Source organism: Rathayibacter sp. AY1F3, assembly GCF_002931975.1.
Lineage (GTDB): Bacteria > Actinomycetota > Actinomycetes > Actinomycetales > Microbacteriaceae > Rathayibacter.
This window is the reverse complement of record NZ_PSVF01000018.1, coordinates 23972-42494: the sequence shown is the minus strand read 5'-3', so window position 1 is coordinate 42494 and position 18523 is coordinate 23972. Positions and strand designations below refer to the sequence as shown.

The window sequence follows — 18523 nt, the reverse complement described above, 5'->3', positions numbered from 1 at the left end:
CATCGTTCGGCCGAGAGCCCTCACTGCCGCACGCGGCCGAATCCGCTTCGGTAGCAGCGTTGCTCTGGCGCTTCTGTTCGGCTGACTTGCCGCTCACCCGCGTTCTATGCAGACTTAAGCCACTACCACCGAACGACCGAGGCTCCGAAGCCGGATCAACGAAAGAGACTCACTCCCATGACTGAACTGGCACAGACGAGCGGAACCGCCACGATCGGCTCCTCTCAGCCCGACTTCGTCGAGATCGACGGCTTCACGCTCACGATCGAGGACATCGCCCTCGTCGCCCGCGGGCTCTCGGACGGCACGTTCCCCGAGGTCGTCCTCAGCGACGAGGCCCGCCGGGTCACGAACGAGGCCCGCGCCTACGTCGACGAGCACTTCCTCGCCCCCGACGCCCCCGCCATCTACGGCATCAACACCGGGCTCGGCCGGCTGATGGACGTCCGCGTCCCGGCCGAGGACCAGGCCCGCTTCCAGCGCCTGGTCATCAACTCCCACTCCGCCGGCGTCGGCGAGCCGCTCCCTCTCGACGAGACCCGCGCGCTCCTGCTGCTGCGCACCAACGCGATCGCCAAGGGCATGTCGGGCGTGCGGATCGAGTGCATCGACCGCCTGATCGCGATGCTCAACGCCGACGTCCTCCCGGTCATCCCGGGCCAGGGCTCGGTCGGCGCCTCGGGCGACCTCGCCCCCCTCGCGCACATGGTCAGCGTGATGGTCGGCCACGAGAAGGCCGAGGCCTACCACCGCGGCGTGCGGATGCCCGCCGTCGAGGCCCTCACGGCCGCCGGGCTCGCCACCGAGTTCGAGCTCAAGCCCAAGGACGTCCTCGCCCTGATCAACGGCTCGACCATCTCGCTCGCCACTGCCTGCCTCGCCCTGCACGACGCGTGGAGCCTCACCCGCCAGGCGGACGTGGCCCTCTCGCTCTCGCTCGAGGCGATCCGCGGCGAGCTCGACGCGTTCGACGAGCGCATCCACCTCGCCCGCAACGCCCCCGGCCAGGTCGACGTGGCCGCGAACGTCCGCGCCCTCACCGCGGGCAGCGAGCGCACCGTCGAGGAGGCGCGCCGCCTCCGCCTCCCGGACGAGCAGCGCGTCGGCGGCGTCTACAAGCCGCGCGTGCAGGACGCCTACTCGCTGCGCTGCGCGCCGCAGGTGCACGGCACGACCCGCGAGTCGCTCCTGTTCGCGCAGACGCTGCTGGTGCGCGAGGCCAACGCCGCGACCGACAACCCGCTGGTGCTCCCGGACGGCGAGGGCGGCTACGACGTCCTCTCCGGCGGCAACTTCCACGGTGAGCCGATCGGCGTCGCGGCCGACCTCATCGCGATCGCGGTCGCCGAGATCGGCGCCATCTCGGAGCGCCGCTCGTTCCGCCTCACCGATCCCAACCTCAGCTACGGCCTGCCGCTCAACCTCGTCGGCGGCCAGCTCGGCCTCAACACGGGCTTCTCGATCGTGCACTGCGCGGCGGCCGCCATCGCCTCCGAGAACAAGGTGCTGTGCTTCCCCTCCGTCGTCGACTCGATCCCGACGAAGGCGAACCAGGAGGACCACGTCTCGATGTGCACCTTCTCCTCGCGGAAGGCGCGCAGCATCATCCACAACACGCAGGTGATCCTCGGAGTGGAGTTCATCCTCGCTACCCAGGGCATCGACCTCGCGTCGCCGCACCTGGAGGACCGGGCGCTCGGCGAGGGCAGCACGGCCGCCTACGAGGCGGTCCGCTCGATCGTGCCGATGACCCGCGAGGACATCTACCAGTCGGAGCAGATGATCAACGCGCAGGCGATGGTCGTGCTCGGCACCGTCCTCACCGCCGTCGAGGCGCGCATCGGAGCCGTGCGGTGACCGCGGGCGGGACGGTCGTCCACGGCCGCGTCGTCACGCCGGGCGCCGTGATCGAGGACGGGGCGGTGGTCGTCGAGGACGGCCGTATCGCCGCCGTGCTCGGCGGACGCGAAGCGGCGCGCGCCCTCGCGGAGGCCTCGGTCGTGATCGGCGGCGCGGGGATGCTCGTCCTGCCCGGCGCGGTCGACGCGCACGTCCACGCCTTCTCGGAGCCGGCCGAGACGTTCACCGGCGCGACCTCGGCCGCCGCCGCGGGCGGGGTGACCACGATCCTCGACATGCCCTACGACGCGGGCAGCCCGGTGAACACGGCCGCCGCCGTCGTCGCCAAGCGCGAGCGCCTCGAGCGCGAGGCCGTCGTCGACGTCGCCCTGCACGGCACGGTCCGCCCCGGGGACGGCGCGCGGGATGTGGCCGGGATGATCGACGAGGGCGTCTGCGGATTCAAGGTCTCGCTGTTCGAGACCGACCCGATCCGCTTCCCCCGCATCCCCTCCGACCAGCTGCTCGAGGCCTTCGCGATCATGGCCGAGCGCGGCGTCCGCGTCGGCGTGCACGCGGAGGACGGCGAGATCATCGGCGCGCTCGTCGCGGCGGCGAGGGCCGCGGGCCGCACCGCCCCCCTCGACCACGTCCGCAGCCGCCCGCCCGTGTCCGAGACCTCCTCGGTGGCGCTCGGGCTCGAGCTCGCCTCGGCGGCCGGCGTGCCCTTCCACATCTTCCACGCGAGCCTCCCCGGCACCGTCGAGCTCGTGACGGCGAGCGCCGCCCGCGGGCTCGACGCGACGCTGGAGACCTGCCCGCACTACCTCGTCCTCACCGAGGACGACATGGAGCGGCTCGGCGCCCTCGGCAAGATCAACCCGCCGCTGCGCACCGCCGAGCACGCCCGCGGGATGTGGGAGGCGCTCGCCGACGGCCGCATCGGCCTGGTGACCTCCGACCACGCGCCGTGGCCGCTGGCGAAGAAGAGCGCCGACGTGATCTTCGACAACGCCTCCGGAGCGCCCGGCGTGCAGACCCTGCTGCCGATCGTGATCGGCGCCGGCTACCTCGGCGGCCGCCTCTCGCTGCTGCGCGCCGCCGAGGTCCTCGCGACGAACCCCGCCCGCGCGTTCGGTCTCGGGCACCGCAAGGGCGCGATCGAGGCGGGCCTGGACGCGGACTTCGCCGTCGTCGACCCGTCCGGCACGACCGTGATCGACGACACCCCGATGCTCTCGACCGCCACCTGGAGCCCCTACGCCGGGATGTCCTTCCCCGGCCGCCTCGAGACCACCGTCGTCCGCGGCACCCCCGTCTTCAGCCGGGCAGAGGGCCTGCTCGCGGAGCCGGGCGACGGACGCTTCGTCGCGAGGGCCGCCTGATGGGCGAGCAGTCCCTCCGCGCCTTCGTCGACGCGCTGCCCGCCGACGAGCTCGTCACCCTCGAGCGCACCGTCGACGCCCGCTTCGAGCTGGCGAGCGTGCTCGCGCTGCTGGACCGCGGCCCGGCCGTGCGCCTGACCTCGGTCGCCGGCTCGGCCCACCCGGTCGTCGGCAACGTGCTCTCCAGCCGCGAGCGGATCGCCCGCGCCGTCGGCTGCCGCGTCGACGAGCTGCTCGACCGGCTCACCGCCGCGGTCGCCGACCGCACCCCGGTGCGCGTGGTCGAGGACGCTCCGGTGCAGGCCGTGCGCCTGCCCGCCGCGTCCGTGTGGGAGGAGGTCGTCGCTCCGGTCTGGTTCGAGAAGGACTCCGGCGGCTACCTCACCGCCGGGCTCATCGTGGCGTTCGACCCGGTGACCGGGCACCGCAACGCCTCCTACGCGCGGATCAAGCCGCTCGACGCGACCACCGGCTTCGTCGGGATCGCGCCGAACCACCACCTCACCGCGCTCTCGCGCTCGGCCGCGGCCGTCGGCGGGCTCCCCGTCGCCGTGGTCCTCGGCGCGCACCCGGCCGTGCAGCTCGCCGCCTGCTGCTACCTCGCCCTGGGGGACGACGAGCTGGAGCACGCCGCCCACCTGCTCGGCGAGGAGGTGCGGGTCGCGCGGGCCACGACGAGCGACGTGCTCGTCCCCGCCGATGCGGAGATCGTGATCGAGGGGATCCTGCACGCCGACCGGCCGGTGCACGAGGGCCTCGTGAACGAGTACCACGGCATGTACGAGGACTACGGCGACGGGATCACCCTCGAGGTCACCGCCGTGACCCGCCGCGAGTCCCCCGAGGTCCAGGTGATCCTGCCCGGCCTCTCCTCGGAGCACAGCTACATCGCGGCGCTGCCCATCGCCGCCGGCATCCGGCACGCGCTGCGGAACGTCGGCTGCGACATCGTCGACGTGGCGGTCACGCACTCCGGCGGCGGCCGGGTCGACGTGGTGGTCGCGATCGCGAACGGCCGTCCGGGCACCGCCAAGCGCGTGATGTTCGGCGCTTTCGCGGCCGTCAGCATGGTCAAGCAGGTCACCGTCGTCGACTCCGACGTGGACGCCTGGGACATGGAGCACGTGCACTGGGCCCGGACGAGCCGGATGCGGTGGGACCGCGACCTGATGCTGGTCGACGGGGTCGCCACCGACCGCAACGTGCCGATGCAGGTCGGCGGCACCGTGACGAAGGTCGGGATGGACGCGACCCGCAAGGAGGGCGACCGCGCCCTCGGCGCCGAGCTGGCCGTCCCGCCCGGGGGCGTCCTCCGCCGCGTGCGCGACGCCCTCGTCGCCGACGGAGTCGCCCTCCGCCCCGCCGTCGTCGTGCACGGCTCCCTGGCCGACGACGGGGAGGACCCGCGATGACCCCCGACGTGCGCTTCCCCGACACCGGGCGGCTGGCCCTCGACCTCGACGAGATCGCCGGCCTCGTCGACTCCTCGCGCCCCGGCTGGAGCCGCGTGGCGATGACCGAGGTCGACACCGACTCCCGGCACTGGGTCGCCGAGCGGATGCGCTCCGCGGGCCTGGAGGTCCGGATCGACGGGATCGGCAACGTGATCGGCACCCTCGCCGGCACGGGAGCCGCCCGCCGCGCGATCGTGATCGGCTCGCACACGGACACGGTGGACGGCGGCGGGCGCTACGACGGCGTCGTCGGCGTGCTGGGCGCGATCGAGGTGGCGCGCCTGCTGCAGGAGTCGGGGATCCGGCTCCACCACGACCTGCGCGTCGTCGACTTCTACAACGAGGAGGCCAACCGCTTCGAGCTCTCCTGCCTGGGCAGCCGCGCGCTGGCCGGCTCCCTCACGGGCGAGCACCTCTCGGCGACCGACGACACCGGGCGCACCCTCGGCGCCGCCCTCGAAGCCGCCGGCTGGTCCGACCCGCTCTCGGGCACCCGCTGGAGCCCCGACGAAGTGCTCGGCTTCCTCGAGCTGCACATCGAGCAGGGCCCGGTCCTCGAGCGTGAGGGGCTGCCGCTCGGAGTCGTCACCTCGATCGCGGGCATCTCGCGGTTCCGCACCCTCTTCTCGGGCCGCCGCGACCACGCGGGCACCATGCCGATGGCGCTGCGGCACGACGCCGGCTGCGCCGCGGCCGGCGTGGTCCTCGCGGTCGAGCGCATCGCCTCCCGGGCCGCGGAGGCGGTCGGCACTGTCGGCTCCGTCACCTTCACTCCGGAGGCGACCAGCGTCGTCACGGAGAGCGCCCTGGTCACCGCGGAGTTCCGCAGCCCCGACCCCGGCTGGTTCACCCTGGCCCGCGAGCAGATCGCCGAGGCCGCGGTCTCCGAGGCGGCGGCGCGCGGCCTCGGCCACGAGGTGACGTGGCTGCCCTGGGAGCGCCCGACGGCCATCGACCCCCGCCTCGCGGACGGCATCGGCCGCTCCATCGAGCGCCTCGGCCACCCCGCCGCCCGCCTCTACAGCGGAGCCGGGCACGACGGGGTGCAGATGGCGAGACTGGGACCCATCGGCATGATCTTCATCCCCTCGCAGGACGGGCGCAGCCACTGCCCGGAGGAGTACACCGGGATCACGGACATCGCGGTGGGCGTGCACGCGCTCGCGCAGTCCGTGCTCACCCTCGACAAGGAAGGCCTCGCATGAACCGCACCCGCCAGGAGCCCCCCGGCCGCGTGATCGTCGCCATCACCGGCGCCTCCGGAGTCGGGATCGGGGTCCGCATCCTCGAGCTGCTGCGGATGGATCCGGGGCTGCGCAGCGACGTCATCGTCTCGAAGGCGGGCGCGATGACGCTCGACCAGGAGTGCGGCCTGACCCAGAAGCAGGTGGAGGCGCTCGCCGACACGGCCCACCGGCCCGCGCACATCGGCGCCTCCATCGCGTCGGGGTCCACGCCCGCCACGGCGATGGTGATCGCGCCCTGCACGATCAAGACCCTGAGCGGCATCGCCTACGGCCTCGCCGACAACCTGATCACGCGGGCGGCCGACGTCTGCCTGAAGGAGGGCGTGCCGACGCTCCTGATGGTGCGGGAGTCGCCGCTGCACCGCGGCCACCTCGCCGCGATGGACGCGGTGGCCCGCTCGGGCGGCATCATCGCGCCGCCGGTCCCCGCCTTCTACACGCGGCCCGCCTCGGTGGAGGAGATCATCGACTCCCTCGCCCGCCGCGCCCTGGTGCGCGTGGGGCTGACCCAGTTCCACGCCCGCTCCTGGGCCGGCATCCCCGAGGACGGCGAGCGCGCCGTGCTCGCCGAGGGGTCGAGCCGGTGACGAAATACGTCGCCACCCGGCTGCTCACCTCGGTCTTCACGATCGTCGCGATCGCGATCGTGATGTTCGCGCTGCTGCAGCTGCTCCCGGGCTCGCCCTTCAACAGCGAGAAGCTCGACGCGGTGCAGAAGGCGCTCCTCACGCAGAAGTACGGGCTCGACGAGCCGGTGCTGCTGCGGCTGGGCACCTACCTGGTGAACCTCGCCCGCGGCGACTTCGGCATCTCGTACAACCTCATCCCGGACTTCCCCGTCTCGGAGATGCTCGGCAGCCGGCTGCCCGTCACGATCCGCATCGGCCTGCAGGCCCTCGTCCTCGGCGTGGTGCTGGGCCTGCTGATCGGCATCGTCTCGGCGATCCGCCCGCGCGGCTGGTTCGACAACCTCTCGACGTTCGTCTCGGTGATCGCCTTCAGCGTCCCGTCGTTCGTCATCGCGCTGCTGCTGGTCTACTTCGTCGGCTTCGAGTGGAAGCTGCTGCCGATCCGGTACTCCGAGTCGGACCCCTTCACCTCGAGCGTGCTGCCGACGATCTCGCTCGCCGCCTACGTGATGGCGGTGACCGCACGCTACGCCCGCTCCGAGATGCTCGACTGCCTCGAGAGCGACTACATCCTCCTGGCGAAGGCGAAGGGCATCGGCCCCTCCAAGGTGATCGGCCGGCACGCGCTGCGCAACACCCTGGTCTCGATCATCACGGTGCTCTCGCCGCTGCTGATCGGCCTGATCACCGGCTCCGTCGTCATCGAGCAGATCTTCGGAGCGCCGGGCCTGGGCCAGCTGCTGCTCACGGCGATCCAGAACGTCGACTACAACATCGTCATCGCGATCAGCCTCGTCTACAGCATCATCTACATCCTCGTGATGCTGCTCGTCGACGTGCTCTACGGACTGATCGACCCCCGCATCCGACTGGCAGGACAGGCAGCATGAGCGACCGCGTCTCCCCCACGGCCGGCCTCGACGCCGGCGTCCCGCCCGAGGGCCTGCGCCTCGTCTCGCCGGGCGACCGGCCCGCCGGCCCGCCGACCACCTCCACCCGCATCATCCGCGGCGGCGGCCGCGACATCGTCCGGCGCTTCCGCGGCAACTGGCCCGCGATGGTCGGCCTGGTGCTGCTCGTGGTCATCGTCGTGCTGAGCCTGGTGGTCCCCTTCTTCCCCGCGGCCGGAGGAGGCGCGGACGTCGGCTCGCGCTTCCTCCCGCCGCGCGTGCCGCTGCTCGAGGGCCTCGGGATCCTCGACGGCACCCGCGACGGCCAGGACGCGTACGCCGCGGCGGGCCTGCCGCCCGGCACCTACTTCCTCTTCGGCACCGACGAGCTGGGCCGCGACGTGTGGTCGCGGGTCTGGAGCGGCACCCGCGTCTCGCTCCTGATCGCCGTGATCGCCTTCGCGATCGACGTGGTCATCGGCATGACCTACGGCCTGGTCTCGGGCTACTTCGGCGGTCGCACCGACTCGGCGATGCAGCGCGTGGTCGAGGTGCTCTCCGGCATCCCGCAGCTGGTGATCGTGACGCTCTTCGTGGTCGCCGTCGGGCCGGGCATCGGCGCCATCGTCTTCGGCCTGCTGCTGAGCAACTGGCTGGCGATGAGCCGCGTCAGCCGCGCGCAGGCGCTGCGCCAGAAGACGGAGGAGTACGTGCTCGCCTCGCGCACCCTCGGAGCGCGGGACAGCCGGATCGTGTTCGTCGAGATCCTCCCGAACATCATCGGCCCGATCGTGACGATGAGCATGTTCTCGATCCCGTCGGCGATCTTCACCGAGTCGTACCTGTCGTTCGTGGGCCTGGGCGTCCAGGCGCCGATGGCCTCGCTCGGCTCGCTCGTCAGCGTCGGCTACAAGTCGTTCCTCTCCTATCCGTTCCTCGTGATCGTCCCCGTGGTCGTGCTGGGCCTGCTCATGGTGGCGTTCACGCTCGTCGCCGACGGGCTGAAAGAGGCCACCGATCCGCGACTGTCCCACTCGAGAGGCCACTGACATGACCGAGAGCAGCACGGGCACGACCCGTCAGGACACGGCCGGACCGGAGCGCGGCAGGGTCCTCCTGTCGGTGCGCGATCTGGCGATCTCGTTCGACAACGAGGGCGGCAGCGTCGAGGCGATCCGCGGACTGGGCTTCGACCTGCACGAGGGCGAGGTGGTCGCGATCGTCGGCGAGTCCGGCAGCGGCAAGTCGGTGACGGCGCGCGCGATCCTCGGCCTGATGGCCCGCAACCAGCGGATCACCGCGGGCAGCATCGAGTTCTCGCACCGGAGCGACGACGGCACGGTGACCACGAAGGACATCGCGGCGATGCCCGAGTCGGCGATCCGCCGTGAGATCTGCGGGCGCCGCATCGCGATGGTGTTCCAGGACGCCCTGACCTGCCTCGACCCGACGATGTCGGTCGGCAAGCAGGTGATGGAGGGGATCCAGGAGCACTTCGGGTTCGGCCGTCGCGAGGCGCGCGCCCGGGCCGTGGAGCTGCTCGGCGAGGTCGGCATCGACGATCCGGAGCGGCGGTTCAAGCAGTACCCCCATCAGCTCTCCGGAGGCATGTGCCAGCGGGTCAACATCGCCATCGCGCTGTCGTGCAACCCGGACGTGCTGATCTGCGACGAGCCGACGACCGCGCTCGACGTGACGATCCAGCTGCGGATCCTCGAGCTGCTGAAGCGCCTGCAGGCGGACCGCGGGCTCTCGGTGATCTTCATCACCCACGACCTCGGAGTCGTCGCGACCGTCGCCGACCACGTCAGCGTGATGTACGCCGGACGGATCATCGAGCAGGGCACCGCCGAGCAGGTCTTCTACGACCCGCGGCACCCCTACACCTGGGGCCTGCTCTCCGCGATGCCGGACCTGACCACCGACTCCCCCGAGCTGTTCGCCATCCCCGGCAGCCCGGCGAGCCTGGTGAACCGCGCGCCGGGCGACCCCTTCGCTCCGAGGAACCCGTTCGCGCTCGAGATCGACTTCGTCGAGGAGCCGCCCCTCTTCGACGTGGGCGGCGGACACCGGGTCGCCTCGTGGCTCTGCCACCCCTCCGCTCCCCCGGTCGAGATGCCGGCGCCGCTGCGCGCCAAGATCGACGCCATGCTCGCCCCCAGTGAAGGACCGACCCCGTGACCGCACTCGCTCCGACGCCCGACTCCGCGCCCGCCCTGCTCTCGGTGCGCGGCCTCACCCAGGTGTTCCGGCTGGGCCGGCGGCACCACGTGACCGCGATCGGCGGCGTCGACTTCGAGATCCGGCGCGGCGAGACCTTCGGGCTGGTCGGCGAGTCCGGCAGCGGCAAGTCCACGATCGGCCGCTCGATCATCCGGCTGATCGACCCGACCGACGGCCAGGTCGTGCTCGCGGGCCGCACGATCAGCGGCCGGCTCGACGCCGCCCAGCGCGACCACCTGCGCTCCAGCATCCAGATGATCTTCCAGAACCCGATGTCGAGCCTCAATCCGCGGAAGACCGTCTTCGACATCGTCGCGCAGGGACTCACCACCCAGCGCCGGTACTCCTCGGCGGCCGAGCGCGACGAGAAGGTCTACGCGATCCTCGAGAAGGTCGGCCTCGACCGCTCCCACGCCGACCGCTACCCGCACCAGTTCTCGGGCGGCCAGCGGCAGCGCATCGGCATCGCCCGCGCGCTCGTGATGCAGCCCGACCTCGTGATCGCGGACGAGTGCGTCTCGGCGCTCGACGTCTCGATCCAGGCGCAGGTCGTGAACCTGATGCGCGCGCTCCAGGAGGAGCTCGGCACCGCGTACCTCTTCATCGCCCACGACCTCGCGATGGTGAAGTACATCTCCGACCGGATCGGCGTCATGCACAAGGGCCACCTGGTCGAGACGGGCACGACCGCCGAGATCTTCTCCGGCCCCGTGCACCCCTACACCCGCTCGCTGCTGCGCGCCGTGCTCTCGGCGGACCCGCGCGCGATGCGCCGCCGCGCCCCCTCCGAGCCGTACGACCCGGTCGCGCTCAGGATCGACTACTCGGCCGGGAGCGTCCACGAGCTCTCGCCGACCCACCGCGTCCTGGCGACCCCGGAGGAGCTGGCGGCCTGGCGCGCGTGACGGCCGCCCGGCGTCAGGACTCGTCGGCCTCGAACCGCAGGGGCCGGTCGGCCACCGGCAGCCCGGAGTCGCGCACGGCCGCCTCGATCGCGGCGTGCCCGCCGTCGGGCGCGACGATCCGCAGGCCGTCCTCGGTCGCCCAGTAGGCGGTGACGCCGTGCTCCCCGACGAGGGTCGTGAGCAGCGCGGCAATCCGCTCCTGCTCGCCGGGACCGACGGTGATCGCGGCCCACGGGCCGGAGATCTCGACCGGGGCGCCCCGCTCCGCGCCCGCAGCGTCCCGCAGGTCCTCCGCCGCCCGGACGATCGGGAGCAGCGCGGGCAGCCCGCCGGAGACGTCCTCGAAGGAGTCGAGGGCGAAGGACCCCTCGCGGAGCGACGCGTGCAGCTCCAGGTCGCGGCCGAGCCCGTCGATCCGCTCGAGCAGGGCCGACGCGTCGACGGCGGGAGCGGGGCACGCGGCGGTCGGCTCCTCCGCGCCCGCGAAGGAGAGGGTGTTCCCGCCTGCGGACGTCGCCCGGAACGACCACAGCACCGGATCCGCGTACTCGGTCGCGCAGGCCGCCGCGAGGGCGTCGGCGAGCGCCGGCTCCTCGACCGCGACCCCGACCCAGGAGGTCGGCGGGCCGAACGCCGGCGCCTCGACCCAGCGCTCGGCGCCGTCGAGGGAGACTCCGGGCACCGCGGCGACCTCGCTCGTCAGACGGTCGAAGCCGGCGTCGGGCCGTGCGAACGGCGTCTCGTCGATCGTCCAGACGAGGAGCGTCAGCCCGCCGGCGGCGAGGGCCGCGGCGAGGACGCCGGCGACGGGGAGGAGGAGGCGACGGGACACGCCCCCATCCTCGCTCCCCTCCTCCGCGGCGTCACGTGGACATCGGGTGAACGGACGGTGCGCCGGCGACGACGGCTCCCGCCCGCGGCCCGGCCCGCGCCGCTACTGCCCGGCGCCCATCCCGCCGTCGATCCGGTACTGGGCGCCCGTGATGAACGAGCTCTCGTCCGAGGCGAGGAAGAGCACCAGCGCGGCGATGTCCGAGGCCTCGGCGTAGCGTCCGAGCGGGATCCCGGCCTCGTAGGCGGCACGCTGCTTCTCGGCGTCGCCGCCGCCCGCCTCGATCGAGCGCATCATCCGCGTGTTCACGGGCGACGGGTGGATCGAGTTGACCCGGACGCCGGTGCCCGCGACCTCGAGGGCCGCGCTCTTGGTGAGCCCGGCGACCCCGTGCTTCGAGGCGACGTAGGGGCTGAGGCCCGGGGCGCCGTCGAGCCCGGCGACGGAGGAGGTGTTGATCACGCTGCCCCGCCCCTGCTCGATCATCCGCGGCAGCACGGAGCGGAGCCCGAGGAAGGCACCGCGCAGGTTGATGCCGATGACGCGGTCGAAGTCCTCGGGGGCCGTGTCGACGATCGACGCCACCTTCCCCTCGATGCCGGCGTTGTTGAAGAAGACGTCGATCCCGCCGAAGGCGTCGACGGTCGCGCTCACGTAGCGGTCGACGTCGTCGGGGTCGGAGACGTCGGCGCGGACGGTGAGGACGCGCCCCTCCGCCTCGAGGCCCGCGGCCGCCTCGTCGAGCGCCGACTGGTCGATGTCGACCAGCACGACGCGGGCTCCGGCGTCCAGGAGCGCGCGGGCGGTCGCGAGGCCGATGCCCCCGGCGCCGCCGGTGATGATCGCGGTGCGGTCGGTGAAGTCGGTCATGGTGATTCCCTTCGTCGTCCGTGGTGCGGGGCGGCGGCGGTGCCGGCCCGCTCCCAGCACGCTAGGCGGCGGCCGACCGCCTGCCACGGGGGTCGACCTCCGCGGGGGTCAGGGGTTAACGGCGCAGTCCCGAGACGAGCGCGAGGAGCCCGTCCATCGACTCGACGACGAGGGGCGGGAGGTCGCCGCGCTCGGCGACGAAGGCGATCGGGGTGGTCGCGACGACGTGCCCGGCGAGCTCGCCGTCGACGTGCACGACCAGGAGGCCCGCCCCCTCGGCCTCGGGGGTGCCGACCACGACCTCCCGCTCGCCGAGGAAGCCGGTGCGCGGTTCCCTCCGGGCGGTGCGGATCCACGCGGGCAGCGGCTCCTCGGCGACGTACCTCGAGAGCGCATCCTCGAGCGACGGGCAGGTCACGTCCTCCTGCGGCAGCCCGAGGCGGTGCGCCTCGAAGCCGCCGTCGACCGGCGTGATGAAGCCGAGCACGGCCTCCGGCTCCCGCGGGTCCTCGGTGCGGGCGCGGACCCGCCAGCCGTCGTCGCCGACCGGGTCGAGCTCCACGTCGTCGACGGTCGCGGGCAGTGCTGTGCGGATCACGGGTGGTCCTTCCTCGAGGGACCGTCCAGTCCACCGGACGGCGGAGGGCGCGTCACCGGGGTTGACGACGGTCGCACCACCCGCATCGAGCACGCCCGCTCCGGACGCGTCCGACTGCTCCCGCTCCGGCACAAGGCCCAGCGCGCGGGCCGCCGTCTCCGCTTGACTGGGGGCGACGCGCCGACCCTCGGCGCACCCGGGAGGCGACATGGCGAACCACCGTTTCGAGCTGCGGTCCGGCCGCGGGATGGGCGTCTCGGCGGCGGGCGATCCCGTCGCCGACCGGCTGGTGGTGTTCTGCCACCCCACTCCCGGAGCGGGCGGCTTCGACCCCGACCCGACCGTCACCGGTCCGTGGGGCCTGCACCTGCTGATCCTCGACCGCCCCGGCTACGGCGCCTCGGACCCGGTCGACGCCGCTCACGGCCGCGTCGAGGACCGCGCGGACGACCTCGCCGAGTACCTGCGCCGCTCCGAGCGCACCGCCCGCATGGTCGAGGGCGCCCGCTTCGGCAGCGTCGGCGTGGTCGGCTGGGGCTCCGGCGGCGCGTTCGCGCTCTCGCTCGCGGCACGGCACCCCGACCTCGTGGACCGCCTCGCGCTGGTCGGCACCCCCGCGCCCCCGCAGGCCGGCGTGATCGTGCACCCCACCAGCGCGTGGGAGCGGCGCGAGACCCTCCGCGGGGAGGACGCCGACGCGATCGCCGCCGCCCTCCCGCAGACGCAGCCGGGCCTGGACGCGCTCGGGATCGACTCCGACGACCCGGTGCTCGCCACCCACGGCGGACTGCGCAACCGGCTGGAGCGGATGCTCTCCGAGGGCTGGCGGCAGGGCCCGAGCGGCGCCGCGACCGACCTCGCGGCGCTCCGCGACGGCTCCTGGGCCGACGACCTCGACCGGGTGACCGCCGAGACGCTCCTGGTCCACGGCGACGCGGACCCGGTGGCGAGCGCCGAGGACGGCCGCTGGTACCGCGGCCGCCTCGCGCGGGCGCGCACCGTGACCGTCGACGGAGCCGGCCGGCTGGCGCTCGTGCGCGAGTGGCGCCGGATCCTCGACCACGTCGCTCCGCTCGAGCGCGGGGCGGAGGGCCGATGAGCCGCCTGGGCGCGGGCCCGCTCGTGCTCGTGTCGGCGATGGCGGTCTCGGGAGTCGTGCACCTGGTGCACCCGCGGACCTTCGACGCGGTCGTCCCGCGGGGGATGCCCGGCTCGGCGCGCGGATGGGTCCTCGTCTCGGGAGCGGCGGAGCTGGTCTGCGCGGCCGCGACGCTGCACCCGCGGACCCGCGCGGCCGGCGGTCTCGCCTCCGCCGCCCTGATGGCCGCCGTCCTCCCCGGCAACGTGCAGATGGCGCGGGACGCCCGTCGGCCGCGGACCCGGGCGATCACGCTGCTGCGCCTCCCGCTCCAGATCCCGCTCGTGCTCTGGGGTCTCCAGGCGGCGCGCGGCCGCTGACGCAAGCCCGCGCGGGCGCCGATCGCCCGCTGCTACCGTCCAGGCATGACCGACCAGAGCGCGGACGACCGCCACGACCAGCTGACCAGCGCCCCGAAGGCGACGGAGGCCGACGCGGCCCCCCGCATCGAGGTCTCGACCACCGAGGCCGGCGATACCCGCATCGACATCCGCGAGGACGCCGCCGTGCGACCGGGCCGTGTCGACGAGAACGGCGACGAGCTCGACGAGAGCCGCGACGATGCCTGAGCGCCGCCGTGCCGCGCTCGTCTACAACCCCGTCAAGGTCGACCTGGAGTCGGTGAAGGCCGCGGTGAAGCGCGCCGAGGAGGCCGCCGGCTGGGAGGAGACGCTCTGGTACGAGACCTCCGTCGAGGACCCCGGGGCCGGTCAGACGAAGGAGGCCCTCGCCGCGGGCGCCGACGTCGTGATCGCGGCCGGCGGCGACGGGACGGTCCGCGTCGTGGCGGAGGCCCTCCGAGGCTCCAACGCCTCGCTCGCGCTGCTGCCCTCCGGCACCGGCAACCTGCTCGCGCGCAACCTGAACCTCACGCTCGACGACATCGACAACTCCCTGACCGTCGCGTTCTCCGGACAGGACCGGGCGATCGACGTCGGGATGATCGACATCGAGACCTCCACGGGCCGCGACCGCCACGCCTACGTCGTGATGGCGGGCCTCGGGATCGACGCGAAGATGCTCGCCAACACCGACGACGACCTCAAGAAGCGGGCCGGCTGGCTCGCCTACGTGGACGCGCTGCGGAAGGCCCTGCTCGACAAGAACCAGCTCGAGTTCCGCTACCGCCTCGACGGCTCGAAGACCCGCAAGGTGCGCGCGCACACGATCATCGTGGGCAACTGCGGCGCCCTGCCGGCGAACATCCTCCTGCTGCCGGACGCGGCCGTCGACGACGGCGAGTTCGACATCGTCCTGCTGCGCCCCGAGGGCTTCTTCGGCTGGGTGCAGATCATCTTCAAGGTGGTGTGGGAGAACGGCGTGCTCCGCCGCAGCGGCATCGTCGGCAAGAAGCTGATGGGCCTGACCAAGGAGGTGTCGGCCCTGCGGTACGTGAAGGGCCGCGACCTCACGGTCCGCCTCGAGCACGCGCAGGAGATCGAGCTCGACGGCGACCCGTTCGGCTCGACCTCGGCGTTCCGCACCTGGATCGAGCCCGGCGGGCTGACGGTGCGCGTCCCGGCCTAGCGCCGGCGGCGGCCGGGCGGATCCGCCCGGTCCGCCTCCCGCCGGGAGAGAGGATCGTCATCCCTCCCGGCGGAGGCGTCTGCTCCGAGCAGGGCGGTGCAGTGCGGCTTCGGGTACCGCACCCCATGCACCTGCATGAACACGGCGACTGTAGTGCGGAATCCGTCGCCGCCGCAACGATCCGCGGGGCACCGGCGGCTCGAATGGGTAATTCCACCGTGCGATGCTCCGCGGCCGCGACGGATTCCGCAGCTGACTCACCCCGGCAGGAACGGGATCGCCCGTCCGTCGATCGACGGGGCTTCTCCTCGGCACGGCGCCGACACGCGCACGAAACGCCCGCCCGCTAGCGTGCGGACATGACATTCCGTGCGTCAGCCGCGCTCAGCGCGCTCGTGGCCTCCTCCCTCCTCCTCGCACCCGCCGCCATCGCCTCCCCCGCCGCCCGCGCGGGCGCCGTCGACGGGGGCACCAGCGCCGGCGATCCGTACTTCCCCGGCCTCGGCAGCAGCGGCTTCGACGCCCTCACCTACAGCCTCGTCCTGAAGTACGATCCGGCGACCCGGGCCCTCGGCGGCAGGGCCGTGGTCACCCTCGCGCCCCAGAAGGACCTGCGCTCGCTCTCCTTCGACCTGACCGGCCTCACCGTCTCGAAGGTCACCGTCAACGCCGGGGGCGCCCGGTTCTCGCAGTCGGGGGACGAGCTGACCGTCACGCCCGCCCGGACCCTCCGGAAGGGCCTGCCCGCGCTGGTGAGCATCGACTACGCCGGGACCACCGGGAACCCCGTCGACGGCACCGGGGCCCCCTTCGGCTGGTGGTCGACGGACGACGGCGCCCTGGTCGCCAGCGAGCCGGACGGCGCCTCGACCTGGTACCCCGTCAACGACTCGCCCGCCGACAAGGCGCGCTACACCTTCAGCATCACGGTCCCGGAGGGCCGGACGGTGGTCGCGAACGGCCTGCCGGTCGGCTCCCCCACCACGTCGAAGGGGTGGACGACCTCCCGCTGGGTCGAGACCAGCCCGATGGCGAGCTACCTCGCCATGGTGAACATCGGCGACTACGACCTGGTCCGCTCCACCCAGGGCGGCGTGACGACCATCGACGCGATCGACCGGGACATCACCGGCGACACCCGCGCCCGCACCGAGGCGGCGCTCGCGAAGCAGGGCGCGATCATCGACTACTTCTCCTCCGTCTTCGGCCCGTACCCGTTCCGCTCGGCCGGAGCCGTGGTCGACGACGAGCGGATCGGCTACGCCCTCGAGACCCAGGGCCGCTCGTTCTACTCCGGCGGCGCGGACGAGTCGACCGTCGCGCACGAGACCGCGCACCAGTGGTACGGCGACAGCGTCACGCCGGAGACCTGGTCCGACATCTGGCTGAACGAGGGCTTCGCGACCTACGCCGAGTGGCTCTGGGAGGAGCACACCGGCGGCGCGAGCGTCACCGAGTCCGCCGCCCGGGTCGCCGCCGCTCCCGCCGACGACCCGTTCTGGTCGACCGCCGTCGCCGACCCCGGAGCCGCGGGCCTCTTCGACGCGCCCGTCTACGCCCGCGGCGGCCTGACGCTCGTCGCCCTCCGCGACCGGATCGGCGCGGACGCGTTCGGCGTGCTGCTGAAGCGCTGGGCCTCCGAGAACCGCTACTCGAACGCGACGACCGCCGACTTCCAGGCCCTGGCCGAGAACGTCTCCGGCTCCGACCTGGCGGACTTCTTCGACACCTGGCTGCGCACGCCGGAGAAGCCCGCCGGTCTCTGACCCCCGCATCGCCGCGGCGCGGGCGGGGTGTCAAGGAGGGACGGCAGGTCGGCCCGAGCCGATACCGTCCCTCCATGGGCTTCTTCGACCGCAACGACTCCTCGACCAGCGCCGCCGCGCCGCAGCCGAGCGCACCCGATCCGCAGCGGCGGGTCTGGAGCGACGGCCTCGGCCGGTTCGCGACCCGCTGCCTCCAGGTGGTCATCGTCCTCCTGCTCGCCTCGGTGCTCGTCTTCGCGATGACGCAGCTCACACTGGTGCTCATCCCCGTGATGATCGCGCTCATCCTCGCCGCGGCGATCCACCCGGTCCTGGCGTGGATGCGGCGCAAGGGCGTGCCGTCGATCCTCGCGACCTGGCTGGCGCTGATCGGGCTGCTCGCGGTCCTCGGCGCGGTCGGCTGGCTGATCACGGTCGCGGTCCGCAACCAGTGGGACGAGCTGGTCAGCAGCGCCTCCGACGGCATCACCTCGCTGCAGGACTACGTGCAGCACCTGCCGTTCCAGATCACCGACGAGCAGATCGAGTCCGCCCGCCAGTCGGTCGTCGACTTCCTCACCTCCAGCTCGTTCGGCAACGGCGCGCTCGCGGGCGTCTCCGCAGCGGCGAACTTCATCACCGGCCTCGTGCTGATGATCGTGGTGCTCTTCTTCTTCATGAAGGACGGCCCGAAGATCTGGGAGTTCCTCCTGCGCCCCTTCACCGGCTCGGGCTACGAGCGCGCCAAGCGCGTCGGGCACAAGACGGTCGACGTGCTGGGCGGCTACGTCCGCGGAACGGCGACCGTCGCGGCGGTCGACGCGATCGGCATCGGCGTCGCGCTGGCGATCATCCAGGTGCCGCTGGCGATCCCGCTGGCCGTCATCGTCTTCCTCACCGCGTTCATCCCGATCGTCGGAGCCACGGCCGCGGGCATCCTCGCCGCTCTCGTCGCCCTGGTCGCCAACGGCCCGGTCGCCGCGCTGATCGTGATCCTGGTCGTCATCGGGGTCAACCAGCTCGAGGGCAACTTCCTCCAGCCGGTCGTGATGGCGCGCTCGCTGAAGCTGCACCCGCTGATCGTCCTGATCGCCCTGACCGTGGGCACCGTCCTCGCCGGCATCGTCGGCGCCGTGCTGGCCGTGCCGATCGCGGCCGTCGTCTGGGGCATCGTCTCGATCTGGAACGGACCCTCCGACCCCGCCGAGCCCGCGCGGCAGAAGCGCGCAGAGACGGTCTGA

Annotated in this window: 18 protein-coding genes; 15 read left to right on the top strand and 3 right to left on the bottom strand. The window is 72.9% G+C overall.

The window, feature by feature from the left end; genetic code table 11:
* Positions 1 to 177 precede the first annotated feature (177 nt).
* Genes hutH through C5C39_RS11740 form a run of 9 tightly spaced genes read left to right on the top strand, consistent with a single transcriptional unit; the run spans position 178 to position 10572 of the window.
* Positions 178 to 1857, top strand: coding sequence for a histidine ammonia-lyase (hutH, locus tag C5C39_RS11780; RefSeq protein ID WP_104238813.1), 1680 nt, complete (start codon positions 178 to 180; stop codon positions 1855 to 1857).
* Positions 1854 to 3224 carry a dihydroorotase family protein gene (locus tag C5C39_RS11775; protein ID WP_104353445.1) on the top strand — a complete coding sequence of 457 codons (1371 nt, stop codon included), beginning with the start codon at positions 1854 to 1856 and terminating at the stop codon, positions 3222 to 3224. Before hutH ends, C5C39_RS11775 begins: the two co-directional genes overlap by 4 nt.
* Positions 3224 to 4636, top strand: coding sequence for a UbiD family decarboxylase (locus tag C5C39_RS11770; protein WP_104353444.1), 1413 nt, complete (start codon positions 3224 to 3226; stop codon positions 4634 to 4636). The genes C5C39_RS11775 and C5C39_RS11770 overlap by 1 nt, the downstream gene beginning before the upstream one ends.
* Positions 4633 to 5883: a M20 family metallo-hydrolase gene (locus tag C5C39_RS11765; RefSeq protein ID WP_104353443.1), complete on the top strand. Its 1251-nt coding sequence runs from the start codon at positions 4633 to 4635 to the stop codon at positions 5881 to 5883. The genes C5C39_RS11770 and C5C39_RS11765 overlap by 4 nt, the downstream gene beginning before the upstream one ends.
* Positions 5880 to 6512: a UbiX family flavin prenyltransferase gene (locus C5C39_RS11760; RefSeq protein ID WP_104238809.1), complete on the top strand. Its 633-nt coding sequence runs from the start codon at positions 5880 to 5882 to the stop codon at positions 6510 to 6512. Before C5C39_RS11765 ends, C5C39_RS11760 begins: the two co-directional genes overlap by 4 nt.
* Positions 6509 to 7444: an ABC transporter permease gene (locus tag C5C39_RS11755; protein WP_104238808.1), complete on the top strand. Its 936-nt coding sequence runs from the start codon at positions 6509 to 6511 to the stop codon at positions 7442 to 7444. The genes C5C39_RS11760 and C5C39_RS11755 overlap by 4 nt, the downstream gene beginning before the upstream one ends.
* On the top strand, positions 7441 to 8493 hold the full coding sequence (locus C5C39_RS11750) for an ABC transporter permease (protein ID WP_104353442.1): 1053 nt from the start codon (positions 7441 to 7443) through the stop codon (positions 8491 to 8493). The genes C5C39_RS11755 and C5C39_RS11750 overlap by 4 nt, the downstream gene beginning before the upstream one ends.
* Before the next feature lies 1 nt (position 8494).
* Positions 8495 to 9625, top strand: a complete 1131-nt coding sequence (locus tag C5C39_RS11745) for an ABC transporter ATP-binding protein (protein ID WP_104353441.1) — start codon at positions 8495 to 8497, stop codon at positions 9623 to 9625.
* Positions 9622 to 10572 carry an ABC transporter ATP-binding protein gene (locus tag C5C39_RS11740; RefSeq protein ID WP_104353440.1) on the top strand — a complete coding sequence of 317 codons (951 nt, stop codon included), beginning with the start codon at positions 9622 to 9624 and terminating at the stop codon, positions 10570 to 10572. The genes C5C39_RS11745 and C5C39_RS11740 overlap by 4 nt, the downstream gene beginning before the upstream one ends.
* 13 nt (positions 10573 to 10585) lie before the next feature.
* Here C5C39_RS11740 and C5C39_RS11735 read toward each other — a convergent pair whose 3' ends face one another.
* The 3 genes from C5C39_RS11735 to C5C39_RS11725 all read right to left on the bottom strand — a co-directional run bounded on the left by C5C39_RS11735 (position 10586) and on the right by C5C39_RS11725 (position 12872).
* On the bottom strand, positions 10586 to 11404 hold the full coding sequence (locus tag C5C39_RS11735; protein ID WP_104353439.1) for a hypothetical protein: 819 nt from the start codon (positions 11402 to 11404) through the stop codon (positions 10586 to 10588).
* Between the two features lie 102 nt (positions 11405 to 11506).
* Complete coding sequence (locus C5C39_RS11730) at positions 11507 to 12274, bottom strand: SDR family NAD(P)-dependent oxidoreductase (RefSeq protein WP_104353438.1); 768 nt, start codon at positions 12272 to 12274, stop codon at positions 11507 to 11509.
* A 115-nt stretch (positions 12275 to 12389) separates the two neighbouring features.
* On the bottom strand, positions 12390 to 12872 hold the full coding sequence (locus tag C5C39_RS11725) for a hypothetical protein (RefSeq protein WP_104351197.1): 483 nt from the start codon (positions 12870 to 12872) through the stop codon (positions 12390 to 12392).
* 208 nt (positions 12873 to 13080) lie between these two features.
* Between C5C39_RS11725 and C5C39_RS11720 the strand changes: the two genes are divergently transcribed.
* From C5C39_RS11720 to C5C39_RS11695, 6 genes are all read left to right on the top strand, one after another.
* Positions 13081 to 13971 carry an alpha/beta fold hydrolase gene (locus C5C39_RS11720; RefSeq protein WP_104261538.1) on the top strand — a complete coding sequence of 297 codons (891 nt, stop codon included), beginning with the start codon at positions 13081 to 13083 and terminating at the stop codon, positions 13969 to 13971.
* Entirely contained in the window at positions 13968 to 14330 is a 363-nt protein-coding gene (locus C5C39_RS11715; protein WP_104353437.1) for a hypothetical protein, read from the top strand. Before C5C39_RS11720 ends, C5C39_RS11715 begins: the two co-directional genes overlap by 4 nt.
* A 45-nt stretch (positions 14331 to 14375) precedes the next feature.
* Positions 14376 to 14579, top strand: coding sequence for a multidrug transporter (locus tag C5C39_RS11710; RefSeq protein WP_104222930.1), 204 nt, complete (start codon positions 14376 to 14378; stop codon positions 14577 to 14579).
* On the top strand, positions 14572 to 15537 hold the full coding sequence (locus C5C39_RS11705; protein ID WP_104353436.1) for a diacylglycerol kinase family protein: 966 nt from the start codon (positions 14572 to 14574) through the stop codon (positions 15535 to 15537). The genes C5C39_RS11710 and C5C39_RS11705 overlap by 8 nt, the downstream gene beginning before the upstream one ends.
* Positions 15538 to 15896: 359 nt before the next feature.
* Complete coding sequence (locus tag C5C39_RS11700; protein WP_104257996.1) at positions 15897 to 17303, top strand: M1 family metallopeptidase; 1407 nt, start codon at positions 15897 to 15899, stop codon at positions 17301 to 17303.
* A gap of 74 nt (positions 17304 to 17377) precedes the next feature.
* On the top strand, positions 17378 to 18523 hold the full coding sequence (locus tag C5C39_RS11695; RefSeq protein ID WP_104233055.1) for an AI-2E family transporter: 1146 nt from the start codon (positions 17378 to 17380) through the stop codon (positions 18521 to 18523).

Coding starts and splice junctions, on each gene's coding strand:
- C5C39_RS11730 (WP_104353438.1), bottom strand. CDS start 12,274: ATGACCGACTTCACCGACCGCACCGCGATCATCACCGGCGGCGCCGGG.
- C5C39_RS11765 (WP_104353443.1), top strand. CDS start 4,633: ATGACCCCCGACGTGCGCTTCCCCGACACCGGGCGGCTGGCCCTCGAC.
- C5C39_RS11745 (WP_104353441.1), top strand. CDS start 8,495: ATGACCGAGAGCAGCACGGGCACGACCCGTCAGGACACGGCCGGACCG.
- C5C39_RS11715 (WP_104353437.1), top strand. CDS start 13,968: ATGAGCCGCCTGGGCGCGGGCCCGCTCGTGCTCGTGTCGGCGATGGCG.
- C5C39_RS11750 (WP_104353442.1), top strand. CDS start 7,441: ATGAGCGACCGCGTCTCCCCCACGGCCGGCCTCGACGCCGGCGTCCCG.
- C5C39_RS11705 (WP_104353436.1), top strand. CDS start 14,572: ATGCCTGAGCGCCGCCGTGCCGCGCTCGTCTACAACCCCGTCAAGGTC.
- C5C39_RS11720 (WP_104261538.1), top strand. CDS start 13,081: ATGGCGAACCACCGTTTCGAGCTGCGGTCCGGCCGCGGGATGGGCGTC.
- C5C39_RS11695 (WP_104233055.1), top strand. CDS start 17,378: ATGGGCTTCTTCGACCGCAACGACTCCTCGACCAGCGCCGCCGCGCCG.
- C5C39_RS11700 (WP_104257996.1), top strand. CDS start 15,897: ATGACATTCCGTGCGTCAGCCGCGCTCAGCGCGCTCGTGGCCTCCTCC.
- hutH (WP_104238813.1), top strand. CDS start 178: ATGACTGAACTGGCACAGACGAGCGGAACCGCCACGATCGGCTCCTCT.
- C5C39_RS11710 (WP_104222930.1), top strand. CDS start 14,376: ATGACCGACCAGAGCGCGGACGACCGCCACGACCAGCTGACCAGCGCC.
- C5C39_RS11760 (WP_104238809.1), top strand. CDS start 5,880: ATGAACCGCACCCGCCAGGAGCCCCCCGGCCGCGTGATCGTCGCCATC.
- C5C39_RS11770 (WP_104353444.1), top strand. CDS start 3,224: ATGGGCGAGCAGTCCCTCCGCGCCTTCGTCGACGCGCTGCCCGCCGAC.